This is a genomic window from Asticcacaulis sp. (assembly GCF_051954415.1).
Classification (GTDB): domain Bacteria; phylum Pseudomonadota; class Alphaproteobacteria; order Caulobacterales; family Caulobacteraceae; genus Asticcacaulis.
The window spans coordinates 27336-40577 of the sequence record NZ_JBQCHT010000021.1; the positions used below are offsets into that span (position 1 = coordinate 27336).

Consider the following 13242-nt stretch of genomic DNA (forward strand, 5'->3'; position numbering starts at 1 on the left):
TTAATCCTCTCCTGCGGGGGCGAGATAATCGGCGTCGCTGACCGGCTCCAGCCAGTTCACGGGCGAGCCGTCGAGCGCTTCGGTAATGGCAATATGGCTCATGGGTTCCGTGGCGGTGGCGCCGTGCCAGTGACGCCGGCCGCAGGGGCATGAGACGACATCGCCGGTGCGGATTTCTGTCTTCGGACCGCCTTCGCATTGTGTCCAGCCGACGCCGGACATGACGATCAGGTTCTGACCGAGCGGGTGGGTGTGCCAGGCCGTGCGGGCGCCGGGCTGGAAGGCTACCAGCGCGCCGGTGACGCGGGCGCCTTCCAGTGCAGGAAACAAGGGCTCTATCCGGACCGCGCCGGTAAACCAGTCCGGCGGTCCCGGCTGTGAGGTGCGCGCAGCGGCGCGTCTGATGATCTGCATGAAAAACGCCTTTCGTGCCGCCAATATAGGGCATGGCGATTTCCGGTATTAGATGGCAATATCGGCATGGACTTATGAGGGCGGTTCATCAATGGTGCGCGACAATCTGAACGACCTGCTGGCCTTTATCGCCGTGGCGCGCGAGGGCAGCTTCACAAAGGCGGCGGCGAAACTGGGCGTGTCGCAATCGGCGCTCAGCCATACCCTGCGGGCGCTGGAGACGCGGCTGGGCGTGCGCCTGCTGGCCCGGACGACCCGCAGCGTGTCGCCGACCGAGGCAGGGGCGCGCCTTCTGCACAGTATTGGTCCCCGGCTGGACGAGATCGACGCGGAGCTTTCCGCCCTGAGCGAACTGCGCGACAGGCCCTCCGGCACGATACGCATCACCAGCGGCGAACATTCGGCGGAGACGATCCTGTGGCCGGCTGTGGCCCGGTTATTGCCGGATTATCCGGATATCCGCGTCGAGGTGGTTATCGATTACGGCCTGACCGATATCGTGGCCGAGCGCTATGATGCCGGTATCCGGCTTGGCGAACAGGTGGCGAAGGACATGATCGCGGTGCGCATCGGGCCGGACATGCGTATGGCGGTGGTGGGCGCACCCGGTTATTTCACCGGCCGCGCCAGACCGGTCGTACCACAGGACCTGACCGGCCATAACTGCATCAACCTGCGCCTGCCGACACTGGGCGGGCTGTATGCCTGGGAGTTCGAGCGCGGCAACCGGGAACTGAAGGTGCGCGTCGATGGCCAACTGGTCTTTAATTCGACACCTCTGATCCTGAAGGCGGCGCTGGATGGCCTGGGCCTTGCCTATCTGCCGGAGGACCGGGTGCGGCCCTTCCTGGAAGACGGCCGGCTGGTGCGGGTGCTGGCGGACTGGTGCCCGCCCTTTTCAGGTTACCATCTCTATTACCCAAGCCGCCGCCAGCAATCGCCCGCTTTTACCCTGCTGGTTGACGCCTTGAGATACCGGCCATAGGTTACAGCCTCCAACGGGAGGTACTCATGTTCAAGCGTCTGTTGTCTGTGCTCACAGCCAGTCTGATCCTGATCGGCTGGAGCAGTATCGCCCACGCGGCGGGTTGCGGGATTGGCGCGGCGGGGACGACGCAGAGCGTGACCATCGGCCACACCGCGCGGTCGATGCTGGTCCATATCCCGGCGGATGCGCAGGGTGGCCCCATGCCGTTGTTGTTTCTGTTTCATGGCAGCACCGGCACGGGGGCGGGGATGCTGCGTAACTCGCATCTGGAGGAGACCGCCGATCGCCACGGTTTTATTCTGGTGGCGCCCGATGGCGGTATACCGGTGGAGGGCGGCGGTTTTGTCTGGAACATTCCTGGCGTGCCAACCGTGACAGGCCAGATTCCGACGAAAGACGATGCCGATGATGTTGCCTTTGTCGGGCAGGCGATCGACTGGCTGGTGGGGCAGGGCTGCGTCGATGCTGCCCGTGTTTACGCCACGGGGCTTTCGGGGGGCGGGCGGATGACATCCTGGCTTGGATGCGTCGATGCCGACCGCTTCGCCGCCATCGCGCCGGTGGTTGGGCTCCGCGCCGGCAATCCTTTGAAGAGCGATCCGCAAATGCCCGATCCGGCCACCTGTAAGCCCTCACGGCCCATGCCGGTTATCGCCTTTGCCGGCGACAAGGATACCACTAATCCAATCGAGGGCGGTGGCGCGGGCTACTGGCAATATACCATGCAGGCCGCCGAACAGAGATGGGCGCAGCTCAACGGCTGCACAGCGGCCCCAACTTCGCAGTGGGTGGCCGCCGGGGTCTATGAAGAGCGTTACACCGGCTGCCGCGAGGGCGCCGATGTGGCGGGCCGGATCACGGTTGGTGGCACGCACACCTGGCTGGCCGACAATGAGGCGATGTGGGCGTTTCTGTCCCGCTATCATCGTCAGGATTGACTTCCGGCTTTACAGGGCAATATCGTATACGGTATCCGTGATTAATCTCCAATCACAAGGTCTTTGCCATGCGCCGTTCCCTGCTGTTGCTTCCGTTGTTGATGATGGCCGGTGCTGCACAGGCCGAAACCTGGCAGACGGCGTCTCCGGATGGACAGGTGATTGTGACGATCGATAAGGCTGATGGGGCCTTGCCGAAATACAGTGTCAGCTTCCATGGCCAGACGGTGATCGCGCCGTCTGAACTGGGCCTGCGGACTGATCTTGCCGGTTTTGGTGCGAAAGGCTTTGACGCGCCAGTGGTGACCACGCGCGAGGTCAATGACACCTACAAGATTGTGGCCGGGAAGGCCGCGACCGCGCCAGACCATTATAACGAACAGACCCTGACCTTTCACGAAATCGGTGGCAGCCGCGACCTGACCCTGATCTTCCGTGTCTACGATACGGGCGTCGCTTTTCGCTATGTCCTGCCGGCGCAGGGGGGGGCATACGGCCTCTATGGCGAAAGGACCGAGTTCGCCTTTGCTGCTGATTACGACTGCTGGGGGCTTAATCTCGGCAAGTTCCACAATGCCCACGAAGGCGAGTTCGATCCGGTCAAGGCATCGCTGATCCGCGACCACAGCCTGTTCGATTCACCGTTGGTCTGTAAGACCGGCCAAAAGAATGAAAAAGGCGGGGAGGGCGCCTTTGCGCTCGCCGAATCCGACATCGATCACTATCCGGCCACCTATTATTCGCGCGCTGGTGACAATAAGCTCGGCGTCGCCGTCCACCTGCCGCCGCGCACCGATGCCGACGACATCAAGCCCTATGTGGCGAAGTTCACGGGCGATGCCGAGATGAAGACGCCGTGGCGGGTGATCATGCTGGGGGACAGCCCGCGCGCCCTGGTCGAATCGACGCTGATCGCCACGCTGGGCGCACCCTCGCAGATCAAGGACACCTCATGGATCAAACCCGGCAAGAGCGCCTGGGACTGGTGGAACGGCTTCCGTGCGCCGGTGGCCCATCCAGGCATCAATACCGAGACCTATAAAGCCTATGTCGATTTCGCCCACGAGATGGGGCTGGACTACATCCTTATCGACGAGGGCTGGTATACCGGCTCCTCGACCCGTCCGAAGTCGGGCGCCGATGTGACGAAGCCGATCGCCGTCGTCGACATGCCGGCGATCATCAAATACGCGAAAGCGCGTAATGTCCGTGTCATGGTGTGGCTGCAATGGCAGCAGCTCGACTGGCAACTGGACGAGGCACTGGCGGCCTACGAAAAATGGGGACTGGCCGGGATCAAGGTCGACTTCATGGACCGCTCCGATCAGGATATCACTGACTATTATCACCGCGTCCTGTCAAAGGCGGCCGATCACCACCTGCTGGTCGATCTGCACGGCGCCTACACCCCGTCCGGCCTGCTGCGGACATATCCGAACTACATCACCCAGGAAGGCGTGTTGGGCGCGGAATATAACAAGTGGACGACGCGTATTACTGCCACGCATAATGTCACCCTGCCGTTCACCCGCATGATCCTGGGGCCGATCGACTATACGCCGGGCGGTTTCGGCAACCGGACGCCGCAGACCTTCGAGATCCACGAGGATCACCCGCTGACCCAGACAACACGCGGCCAGGCCATCGCCATGTATGTCGTCTATGACAGCCCGCTGGTCATGGTTGCCGATGCGCCGCAAGCCTATAAAAAAGCGGACGGCAGTTGGGAGGATGGCGTCGATTTTATCCGTGCCGTGCCGACGACCTGGGACGAGACACGCGTGCTTCAGGGCGATATCGGGCAATATATCGTCACGGCCCGCCGCAAGGGCGACATCTGGTATATCGGCGCCATGACCAACGAGCAGGGCCGCGAAGTGACGATCCCCTTAAGCTTCCTGGGGGCAGGGGGCTATGAGGCGACCCTCTGGCAGGATGGCGCCGCACCGACCGCGCTTGTCCGCACCACGCGGGCGGTGAGCGCCGGCGACAGCCTGACCTTGAAACTAGCCGAATCAGGCGGTGGGAGCGCTATCATCCGCCCCGAAAAGTCATTGAAAAAGAAGAAATAACCATCACGCTTTCGTAATCGTATAATTTATATTTGACGGGCGGCGCGAACAGTGGTTTAAATTACTCAGTCAATTAGCCTCCACCATTCCTCCCTGGAAAGGCGCGCTGTTGGCGAACGTCTTTGCGTCGTTCTGTATGGATGAATTGAATTTCGTCCGGCCTGCCAGAGGTTCTCCGGCCTTTGTGCGCAGGTATCAGTTCGACGCCTTTGACGTCTCTGATCTGGTTCCGGATCGCCCTTTCCGATGTCCGCCCCGGTCTCACTCCCGTGACCGGCCTCGCGCATCGGGACAAACTTTCAGACGCCTGTCGCTACGGTCCCCCCCTTCGCGACAGGCGTTTTTTTATGCGCTTTTCGCCGTCTTTTCCATTTCGAACTGCTTGCGCAGGTCATCCAGCGTCATGGCGATATGCTGACGCATCAGAGCCGAGACCTCATGCGACTTGCCGGCGGACCAAAGCTCCAGCAGGGCGGAATGTTCATTGTGGGCGCGGTCATCGCGGCCGGCCGGTTCCAGATGCTTGCCCACATAGCGTTCGCAGATGATGTTCAGGCGCTCGATGATCTGGATGGTGACCTGACGGTGCAGCGGGCGGATCAGCGCCATGTGGAAGGCGCGGTTGAGCCGGCCCACCTGGGTCTTGTCGCCGCTGACCGCCACATCGAGTTCGTCGAGCGCGGCGCGGGCCGCCTTCCTGTCTGCATCCGTTGCCACCTTGGCGGCTTCGCCCACGGCATCGGGTTCGAGCTTGAGGCGCAGGGCATAGACCTCCTCGACCTCGTCGGCATTCAGCGGGCGGACGAAAAAGCCGCGATTGGCCTGGGAGATGAGAAGCCCTTCCTGTTCCAGGCGGGCGAGGGCCTCGCGCAGCGGAATCTTGCTGACCCCCAACTCTGCAGCCAGCGCATCCTGGCGGATCGCGGCGTCCACCGGGATCCGGCCGGAGATGATGCGGTCGCGGACGAGAGAGAAGATCTGCTCGGAGAGGGTTTGAACCACGATGGACATGAGAGGCGCCCCGAATCTTTGCGTTTATAAGTTATACCGGCAGTAAGGCACTCCTTTCAGCGCCTGACAAGTCCATCCAGGGTTGTTTGGCTTTATTTCACAGCCATCAGGGTGGCGTTTTGATCATTTATTGCTATTGTCAGACTATTGTATACCGTATAACACTTATGCGGACGAATAATCTGACAAAAGAGGCCATTCATGACCCGGAATTCTGCCAATCTTAAACGTGTCCTCGCTTCCCTGGGCGGCGCCCTGCCGCTGCTGATGGCCTGTGTGCATGGTCAGGCTTTGGCCGAGGATGGCTGGCAGACCATCCACTCCGCCGGCAACCCGATCATCTCCGACGGCCAGAATTATACCACTGATCCGGCACCGCTGGTGGCCGACGGCAAGCTCTATATCCTGACCGGCCGTGATACCGCGGCACCCGGCGTCAACGACTTCATCATGCCGGAATGGCAGATGCTGGAGACGGAAGACCCGGCCTCGAAAACCTGGCAGTACAATCCGCATTTTGTCCGTCCGGAGGCCGTGTTCAAATGGGCGACGCCCGCGCGCGCCTATGCCGGCCAGATCGTGCAGGGGCCGGACAAGCGCTACTACATGTATGCGCCGATCATAGAGGCGGGCAGTAAAAATCAAGACCCGTTTGCCATCGGCGTGGCGGTCTCCGATACCCCGACGGGTCCGTGGACCGACGCGCATCCCTCAGGCCCGATCGTGTCGCAATCCTACCCGGTGAAGAATTACGTCGAGAATATCGACCCGACCGTGCTGGTCGATGACGATGGCCGCGTCTATCTCTACTGGGGCACGTTCGGCCGCCTGAAGGGCGTCGAACTGGAACAGGATATGGTCACCTTCAAGGGCAGGCCGGTCGATATCACCGGCCTGAAGGGCTTCTTCGAGGCGCCCTGGCTCTTCAAGCGCAACGGCACCTATTACCTGATGTATGCCGGCAATTCCGCCGGGCCGGACTCCGACTGCACCGAGGCGGTCTATTATGCCTGCCAGGCTTACGGCACGGCCAAGTCACCGCTCGGTCCGTGGACCTATCAGGGCGTACTGCTTGATCCGGTATCATCGACCACCTCGCACGGCGGCATCGTCGAGTATAAAGGCAAGTGGTACCTCGCCTATCACAATGCCGATTCCCCTGGTGGCGACCATTTCCGCCGCAGCGTATCAATCGACGAGGTGACGTGGGACGATAGCGTCACGCCGGCCCTGATCGACAAGGTGATCCCGACCCATCCGCCGGCACCGCCGCCTGCGCCCACGCGCAATATCGCGCCGGCGGCGCGCATCGTCGCCTCCAATTCGCCGGTGCCGGTCCAGTACTGGATCAAGGCGCTGAACGACGGCAAGGTGCATGAAAATCCGCTGCCGCCCGATACCTGGGGCACCTGGTCGCCGAACAATCCGGCGCAGCAGTGGGTGGTCTATCAGTGGGAGCAACCCCTGAAGTTCAACGGTTCGCGCATCCGTTTCTGGAACGACCAGCCGGTCGGTTCCGGCGTTGGCGTGGCCGCGCCCAGGGCCTGGCACCTCGAATACTGGAACGAGCAAAAATGGTTGCCGGTGCCCAATGCCAGCGGCTACGGCACCTCGACCGAAGCTTTTAACGAGGTGACCTTCGATACGGTGGAGACGCGCTGCCTGCGCGCCGTCTTCGACGCTTCGACCGATGGCAAGACCTACGCCGCTGTTGCCGCGCAGGAATGGGAGGCGCTGTACCCGAAGCCTGTTCTGGTCGAACCGGCGGATACGGATATTCCGGCATCCCCGGTCTGCGCCGCCGAATAACTGTTCAGAACAATCAAAAAGAAGAAATGCCAATGTCCAGGAAATTTATCGCCGAAACCCATTTCTGCCAGGCCGACTGCGGCTGCAATGCCGTCAGCCGCCGCAGCGTATTCGCCGGCGCGGCGGGCGCCTTAGCTGTAGGGGCCTCCGGCTTCGTCTTTACGGCGCGCGCCGACGAAACATCGGTCAACCTGGCGAAAGTCGCCACGCCCTCAACCTCGTATAATTCGGGCGATACCCGCGTGGCGGCCCTGAACGACGGCGCCGTGCCGGCCAATTCCGCCGACGCTGAAAAAGGCATGTACGGTAACTGGCCGAAGACGGGCACCGAATGGGTGCAGTATGACTGGAGCCAGCCGGTCAGCCTTAACAGGATCGCCGTCTACTGGTGGGTGGACGGGCAGGGCGTTGGCGCGCCTGCCGCTTGCCGTTTGCTCTACTGGGATGGCAAGGCGTTCGTGCCGGTCACCAACGCCAATGGTCTGGGCGTGGTGAAGGACAGCTTCAACACCACGACTTTCGATACGGTGAAGACCGACAGGCTGCGGCTGGAAATCGTTTCGGATGGCACTCTGTCCACCGGTATTCTGGAATGGCAGGCATGGAGCGTCGGGCCGGTGCCGGCCTTTGCCCCGGTCGTGGCGGCGGGCATCGACCGCACCGTCGTGATGGGCGGCAAGACATACCTGATGGGTAAGACGGATACATTGACCGCTGGCGACACGGGCAGCCTGTGGCGCAAGGTCTCCGGCCCCGGCGATGTCACCTTCGCCGATGCCCTGTCGCCGGAAACCACGGCCACAGTCTCGGCGCCCGGCACCTATGTGCTGGAACTGACCGCCCACGCCGGCGGCCAGGTGTCGAGCTCACGCCTGCGCCTGAACGCCCAGGCGGCCCCGCCGCCGCAACGCCTTGATGTCGTCTACACGAAAAAGTACAGCATCGACAGCCCGCTGTGGAACGCCCGCGCGCGCGCGCTGATCGTCAACTGGATTCCACACGTCATCGACTATTGCGAACGGACCGACCTGAAGATCGGCAATGGCGGCATCGACAACTTCATCGAAGCTGGCAAGGCCAATCGCGGTGAGCCACACGGCCCACACAAGGGCTATGTCTTCTCCAATGCCTGGGTGGTCGAAAACGTCGAGGCCATGTGCATTGCCCTTATGGTCGATCCCAAGGGCGATCCGGAAATGATCGCCGCGCAGGACAAGATGCGCGCCACGCTCGAACGCTGGATTCCGATCATCCTGGCGGCGCAGGAAAGCGATGGCTACCTGCAAACCGCCAAGACCCTGGCCGCGCCTGGCGAATGGGATGAGCGTTGGTCGCCGGATCATCGTGGCAACCATGAAGGCTATATCGCCGGCTATTTCATCGAATCGGCGATCAACCACTATACCCTGACCAATGGCCAGGACCTGCGCCTCTATAACGCGGCCAAGAAGCTGGCTGATTGCTGGGTGGCTAATATCGGACCGGGCAAGAAGGAATGGTTCGACGGCCACCAGGAAATGGAACAGGCGTTGGTGCGCTTCGGCCGCTTCGTCAATGACGAAGAGGGGAATGGTCGTGGCGACTCCTACATCGCGCTCGCCCGCTTCCTGCTCGAATCGCGCCGCGGCGGCCAGGAGTACGACCAGAGCCATCTGCCGCCGGTCAAACAATATGAGGCCGTCGGCCACGCCGTGCGTGCTGTCTACTTCTATTCCGGCATGGCCGACATCGCCGCCGAAACCGGCGATGTCGATTACCAGAGCGCGGTCGCCTCGCTGTGGGACAATATGGTCAACCGCAAATATTACGTCACCGGCGGAATCGGATCGGGTGAGACCTCGGAAGGTTTCGGGCCGGACTACTCTTTGCGTAACGGTGCCTATTGCGAATCCTGCTCAAGCTGCGGCCTGATCTTCTTCCAATACAAGATGAACCTGGCTTATCATGACGCCAAATATGCCGACCTCTACGAGCAGACCATGTATAATGCCCTGCTCGGCGGCATTGACCTCGACGGCAAGAGCTTCTGCTACACCAATCCGCTCGTCAATACCGAGCGGACCCTGTGGCACGTCTGTCCGTGCTGCGTCGCCAATATCCCGCGCACCCTGCTGATGATCCCGACCTGGACCTATGTGAAGGACGCGGAAGGATTATACGTCAATATGTTCGTAGGATCGACCATCACGGTCAAGAAGGTGGCCGGCACCGATGTCGAGATGGTGCAGAAAACCGACTATCCCTGGAACGGCAAGGTGACGATCACCGTCAATCCGAAGGAGACCAAAACCTTCGCCCTGCGTGTCCGCATCCCCGACCGTACCACCAGTGAACTCTATACCACCGTGCCGGTGGTCAAGGGCGTCAAGGTCTTCAAGGTCAACGGCAAGGCGGTGGCGCCGCGGATCGTCAAGGGCTATGCCGTCGTTGAACGCGAATGGAAGGCGGGGGACACCATCGAGCTGGAACTGCCGATGGCGCCGCAGCGCATCTATGCCGATCCGAAGATCGAGGCCGACCGCGGCCTTGTGGCGCTGGGCTATGGTCCGCTGGTCTATAATATCGAACTGGCCGACCAGAAATCGATCACCCAGCCGCTCGGCAAGGCGCCTCTGAAAGCCGAATGGAGGCCGGACCTGCTGGGCGGCGTCATGGCGCTGAGCGGCAAATGGGCGGATGGTTCGGCCATGCTGGCCGTACCCAACTATGCCCGCATGAACCGCATCGGCGGTCCGGAAGAAATCGGCACCGGTGATGTCGATTACGCACCGGGCACGGAACAGGCGTCACTCGCCGAGGTCGGCCCGCGCCGGCACTTCACCGGATTGCAGTCGCAGGTATGGATCAGGCAGGCGTAAGTCTGGCTGATCACCTCGCGTCGTTGCATGGCATTCAGCTACCGCCGAATGTGGCGATAACGTGACAGTGTGTCAAACTTTGCATTTTGTGTATCGTATACGGTAGTAAATATACTTGACCTGTTATAGCCTCGGCCCACAAACTTAAAAAAGAGGGTCAGGTTATGAAACTATCGTCGCTTCGCGGCTCACTTACCTATTGCTCGGTGCTGGCACTGAGCATGGCGGCCTTTACCGCCGCCGGCGCTTTCGCACAGGAGACGTCCGACAAGGACAAGGCCAGTGATGACAAGGCGCCCGAGACCACCGAAGTGGTGGTCACCGGTTCGCGCATCCGCCACAAGGGGGCGGCCAGCGCCACGCCGACCACGGTCATCAATGCCGAATCCATCCGCAAGTCCGGCACACGCCAGGTGGCTGACCTCGTCAATCAGATGCCCGCCCTGGTGATCAGCCAGAGCGACCAGACCTCCAATGCCAACCGCGACAAGGATTCCATGGATCAGGGGCATCCGGGCCTGAACGCGCTCGACCTGCGCGGTCTTGGCACCAAGCGCACCCTCGTGCTGGTCAATGGCCGCCGCCATGTGCCCGGCGCGCCCGGCACCTCGGCGGTCGATATCAGCACCATTCCCGGCGGCCTGATCGAGCGCGTCGAAATCATCACCGGCGGCGCCTCGGCGCAATATGGCGCCGATGCTGTGGCCGGCGTCGCCAACTTCATCCTGAAGAAGAACTATCAGGGGCTGGACGCCAATATCCGTTATGGCAACTCGACCTATGGCGACATGCCGAGCTATGACGCCGATATCCTGTGGGGCAAGAATTTTGCCGGCGGCAAGGCCAATATCACGCTCTTCGGCACCTATGGCCAGTCGAATGGCGTTGTGGCGGGGCAGGACCGTCCGTCGACCTCGCGCGGCAATCCGTGGTGGTATCGCCCGAATTCGTCAGTGCCCTATACGGTGCTCGACGATCAGCACCTGCTGCAATATTCGCCGCGCGCCGTGGTGCTGCTGGGCTCCAAGCCCTACGTCTTCAATGATGACGGCACCATGCGCGATCCGATTCTCGGTACGGCTGGCCTTTACCCAACTACAGCGGACCTGAGCCTCAATTCCAGCGTCGCCTCGCTGATCACCAACAGCGGTGGCGAATTCGACGGCCGTTATGACAACTGGCTGCTGTCGGTGCCGAGCGACCGCTTCATCACTCACGGTACCTTCGGTTATCAGTTCAACGACAATATGCGTTATTTCCTCGAACTGGACTACGCCACCAACAAGTCGCACGGCGAATACGGTCTGTGGTGGGAAGGCGGCACCAACAAGCTGTGGGACGGCAACCCGTTCATCACGCCGGAAATCATCGCCGCCAATGGTGGCCAGGGTTTCCCGGACGGCCTGTCCTTCGTGCGTAATTTCCCGGAATTCGGCAAGTCGCGCTCCAATTACCGCCGCGAACTCAAGCAGGTGGTGACCGGCTTCGAGGGCGAACTGCCGGCCCTGTTCCGCGAGCATGACTGGGCGTGGTCGACCTATATCTCCTACGGCAAGACCGAGGAGACCGTCCAGGACTTCAACAACACCTCCAACGAGCGCTACATGCGCGCTCTGGACGCGGTCAGCGGTCCGGGCGGCACGCCGATCTGCTGGGTCAATTCCGACGCCGATACCTCGAACGACGATCCGGCCTGCGTGCCGCTCAATCCGTTCAAGCCGGCGACGCAGGATGTCATCAATTACCTGCAGTTCGATTCCAGCCCGATGACCACCTCGCTCGAACAGTATGTCTGGTCGGGCTATGTCACCGGCGGCCTGTTCAATCTGCCGGCCGGTGAGGTCCAGGTGGCGCTCGGTGCCGAATACCGCCGCGAGGCCAACAATATCGGCGCGCGTGACGAATATAACCCCGACAGCCCGAACTATGTGCCGGATTACGGGGTGGTCGAAACGCCTCTGAAGGGCGAATTCGACGTCAAGGAAGTGTTCGCCGAACTGAGCGTGCCGATCCTGAAAGACCTGCCCTTCGCCTACCGCCTGACCGCCGACGCCGCCGTCCGCACCGCCGATTACTCGACCGCCGGCAAGACGACGGCCGAGAAATACGGCCTGCAATGGGCGCCGATCCGGGATGTCCGTTTCCGCACCACCTACGGCAAGGCCGTCCGCGCGCCGAATATCAGCGAGGTCTTCACCGCCTCGTCGATCAGCGGCCAGTGGCTCAGCGACCCCTGTAACTACTGGAACCTGCCCAACCGCGCCGACAAGACGCAATACACCGCCGCCAACTGCGCCGCGGTCATGCCGGCCAACAAGAACGACTACTGGCTGTGGCTGGACGTCATCAAGAAGGGCAATCCGGACCTGAAGGTCGAGACGGCCAAGACCCTGACGCTCGGCGTGGTGCTGCAACCGCGCTTCATGAAGAATTTCAGCGCCACGGTCGATTATTATGACATCGACATGAGCAATGTCATTTCGTCGGTCGAGCCGCAGACCATCATCAATAAGTGCATGGATGCGCCGACGCTGGATAACAACTACTGCGATCTGGTTGTCCGCGATCCGGTGACCAACAACCTGGTCTCGGTTATCAAGCAGAATATCAACCTTGCGCGCCGCAAGACCAGCGGCATCGATACCGAAATCGACTATTCGGTCAATCTCGCCTCGTGGGGCTGGGGCAGCAATGCCGGCACCCTGTCGGTCAACAGCATCTGGACGCGCCTGTTCGAGAACAAGTACACGCCCGATCCGGATAACCCCGACAGCGTCACCGATACGGTCGGCATTTTCGGCTTCCCGAAGCTGAAGGGCCGGACCTCGTTCAACTACAGCCGTGACAAGCTGTCCTTCGGCTGGACCTCGCGTTTCTATTCGGGGATGCGCCAGACGGTGACCATCACGCCGGAATCCTATGCACCTTACAAGACCAAGCCGATCGCCTATGACGATCTCTACGTGTCGTACTGGCTGAAGCCGAACATGAACCTCAGCGCCGGTCTTTCCAACGCGCTGAACAAGCAGCCCCCCCGTTATCCGGGCGCGGAAGCCGGGGGCGCCTATTTCGGTGACGAAGGCTGGCAGGCCGGGGTCTATGACGTGATCGGCCGCACCGGCTGGATCAATCTGCGCTTCACGCGCTGATGA

At 61.5% G+C, this 13242-nt stretch carries 8 protein-coding genes; 6 read left to right on the plus strand and 2 right to left on the minus strand.

Annotation, left to right across the window (positions count from 1 at the left end; translation table 11 throughout):
• Positions 1–414: a (R)-mandelonitrile lyase gene (locus ACTHND_RS06810; protein ID WP_440177057.1), complete on the minus strand. Its 414-nt coding sequence runs from the start codon at positions 412–414 to the stop codon at positions 1–3.
• Between the two features lie 91 nt (positions 415–505).
• Between ACTHND_RS06810 and ACTHND_RS06815 the strand changes: the two genes are divergently transcribed.
• From ACTHND_RS06815 to ACTHND_RS06825, 3 genes are all read left to right on the plus strand, one after another.
• A complete protein-coding gene (locus tag ACTHND_RS06815; RefSeq protein ID WP_440177059.1) occupies positions 506–1399 on the plus strand; it encodes a LysR family transcriptional regulator in 894 nt (297 codons plus the stop codon).
• Between the two features lie 26 nt (positions 1400–1425).
• Positions 1426–2340 carry an alpha/beta hydrolase family esterase gene (locus tag ACTHND_RS06820; protein WP_440177061.1) on the plus strand — a complete coding sequence of 305 codons (915 nt, stop codon included), beginning with the start codon at positions 1426–1428 and terminating at the stop codon, positions 2338–2340.
• 68 nt (positions 2341–2408) lie between these two features.
• A complete protein-coding gene (locus ACTHND_RS06825; protein WP_440177063.1) occupies positions 2409–4412 on the plus strand; it encodes a glycoside hydrolase family 97 protein in 2004 nt (667 codons plus the stop codon).
• 345 nt (positions 4413–4757) lie between these two features.
• On the opposite strand, the gene ACTHND_RS06830 is transcribed toward ACTHND_RS06825, so the two are convergent.
• Positions 4758–5423, minus strand: coding sequence for a GntR family transcriptional regulator (locus ACTHND_RS06830; RefSeq protein ID WP_440177065.1), 666 nt, complete (start codon positions 5421–5423; stop codon positions 4758–4760).
• Between the two features lie 201 nt (positions 5424–5624).
• Between ACTHND_RS06830 and ACTHND_RS06835 the strand changes: the two genes are divergently transcribed.
• The 3 genes from ACTHND_RS06835 to ACTHND_RS06845 all read left to right on the plus strand — a co-directional run bounded on the left by ACTHND_RS06835 (position 5625) and on the right by ACTHND_RS06845 (position 13239).
• Complete coding sequence (locus tag ACTHND_RS06835; RefSeq protein WP_440177067.1) at positions 5625–7232, plus strand: family 43 glycosylhydrolase; 1608 nt, start codon at positions 5625–5627, stop codon at positions 7230–7232.
• A gap of 32 nt (positions 7233–7264) precedes the next feature.
• Positions 7265–10090 carry a beta-L-arabinofuranosidase domain-containing protein gene (locus ACTHND_RS06840; RefSeq protein ID WP_440177069.1) on the plus strand — a complete coding sequence of 942 codons (2826 nt, stop codon included), beginning with the start codon at positions 7265–7267 and terminating at the stop codon, positions 10088–10090.
• 164 nt (positions 10091–10254) lie between these two features.
• Entirely contained in the window at positions 10255–13239 is a 2985-nt protein-coding gene (locus ACTHND_RS06845) for a TonB-dependent receptor plug domain-containing protein (protein WP_440177071.1), read from the plus strand.
• Positions 13240–13242: the final 3 nt, after the last annotated feature.

Coding starts and splice junctions, on each gene's coding strand:
- ACTHND_RS06810 (WP_440177057.1), bottom strand. CDS start 414: ATGCAGATCATCAGACGCGCCGCTGCGCGCACCTCACAGCCGGGACCG.
- ACTHND_RS06815 (WP_440177059.1), top strand. CDS start 506: ATGGTGCGCGACAATCTGAACGACCTGCTGGCCTTTATCGCCGTGGCG.
- ACTHND_RS06820 (WP_440177061.1), top strand. CDS start 1,426: ATGTTCAAGCGTCTGTTGTCTGTGCTCACAGCCAGTCTGATCCTGATC.
- ACTHND_RS06825 (WP_440177063.1), top strand. CDS start 2,409: ATGCGCCGTTCCCTGCTGTTGCTTCCGTTGTTGATGATGGCCGGTGCT.
- ACTHND_RS06830 (WP_440177065.1), bottom strand. CDS start 5,423: ATGTCCATCGTGGTTCAAACCCTCTCCGAGCAGATCTTCTCTCTCGTC.
- ACTHND_RS06835 (WP_440177067.1), top strand. CDS start 5,625: ATGACCCGGAATTCTGCCAATCTTAAACGTGTCCTCGCTTCCCTGGGC.
- ACTHND_RS06840 (WP_440177069.1), top strand. CDS start 7,265: ATGTCCAGGAAATTTATCGCCGAAACCCATTTCTGCCAGGCCGACTGC.
- ACTHND_RS06845 (WP_440177071.1), top strand. CDS start 10,255: ATGAAACTATCGTCGCTTCGCGGCTCACTTACCTATTGCTCGGTGCTG.